General features: G+C 40.5%; 2 protein-coding genes. One reads left to right on the plus strand and one right to left on the minus strand.

Translation table 11 applies throughout. The annotated features are described in order from the left end of the window. Window positions 1–677, plus strand: a 677-nt coding sequence (locus A3738_RS22805; protein WP_068763880.1) for a Tim44-like domain-containing protein, incomplete at its 5' end; no start/stop codon positions are given. A 112-nt stretch (window positions 678–789) separates the two neighbouring features. Here A3738_RS22805 and A3738_RS22810 read toward each other — a convergent pair. After that, the coding region (locus A3738_RS22810) for a phosphotransferase (RefSeq protein WP_156504429.1) at window positions 790–1,568 on the minus strand (779 nt) is incomplete at its 5' end.

The following is a 1,568-nucleotide window of genomic DNA, read 5'->3' on the forward strand; positions in this document are numbered from 1 at the left end:
CCGATCCCGCATTGGCTGGTCCGGGCGGTAAAATAGCCTCAACAATATACGAGTCGTTCTGGGGTAAAGTCTTACTCGTTGTATTATTTATCGCGTTTCTACCTTTGATAATCCTCAATACAATTAAAAAGAAGTTAGCAGAGAAGCGTGCGCGTAAAGACTTAGCCTATATGACTAGATATAGCGATGTTTTTGATTGGCTATCTTTGCAGCAACGATTCAAGGATTCCTTTTTGCGAGTCCACAAAGGTTGGGCAAACGAAGATTTGTCAGATGCTTCGAAGTGGATGACGGATTGGTATTTGCAAAATCAGCAGCAAGTGTATTTGGAGAATTGGAAAAGCCAAGGCGTCAAAAACATTTGTGATGTTAAGAAACTAAAAACGATCACGCCGATTCTTTTTCAACACAAAAATCATTCAGATAATCATGAAGGATCTAAGTTAGTCGTCTCAATGACTGCAAATATGAACGACTATCTTGAGCATTTAAAAACAGGGGAAGTCGTTGAAGGCAGTAAGAAATACAAAGATGTAGAGACAATCTGGATGTTCACATTAGAAGACGGTATATGGAAGGTGTCTGCTATTGAGGAAGTTGCTACTTTAATGAGTTTCGTTAAAGCGGTTAAAGATATGCCACCAATTGAATCAACTGTTCCAACTCCAATGCCTTAAAACGCAAATAGAGGCAAGTTAGCTAATAGGCTTGCCTCTATTGAAACTGCTTGATGCAAGTACTTTTGGTTCTATAGGCAGCCGATTTTTTATTATCGTTAGTCAGTCCATTTCAAGAATTAAGGGAGCACATTGATTTAAGTAATAATATTAAATTTGAGGCTAGGTAAGCAGACCAGATACGTTGAAGTTCGTTTGGCTCATCAAACCCAATAGTATGCACAGCATACCTTAGCTGCGGTATTAGCCATTGAATCTTTCTCGACGGATCATTCTTTTCAATTTGTTGGCTAGCTAACTTTCTTATGTGGCAAACAGATTCATAAGTGCGTTCAAATTGTGTCCCAAGAAATTGTTCTGACAACTTTGGCAGATAATCAAAAGGGTCATCAAACCTAAGTAAAAAATCACTAAACTCATAAGCTAGTTGAAGATCTGCATCAGACTCAATTGGTGTGTAGATGTAGAGAAGGTCGTTCTCAAGTTTGGCGAAATCTTTTAGTACATGTCCGCGATGGGTATGAAAGAAATCGATCAGCCAAACGTTGTCGCGCTCGTCGATAATGACGTTTGCACCATTGAGGTCGCCATGCACGAAGGCAAAGGGGTAGTCTCCAGTGAGCGGAGGTAATTTATCCAACTCTTCTTTGTAGAATTGATATAGGTTAGGTGCCTGTTTATTGCCGGGCAGGGTGATGGGACCTTCGGTAGGGTAATCGCCAATAAGTTCTTCTATCTTACTTTTGACTGATTCAGCCCAGTAAGAATCGAAGCAGTAGTATTCGAGCAGATCGGCTTTATCGTTAGTGGCTGCTCTGTAAAAGCGACCAAGCTGGGTTTCAAATATATCGTTCAGATACTGGTGCAGTTTATCTGTGCTTTCGCCCTGCT

This window comes from Oleiphilus sp. HI0066, from assembly GCF_001635725.1.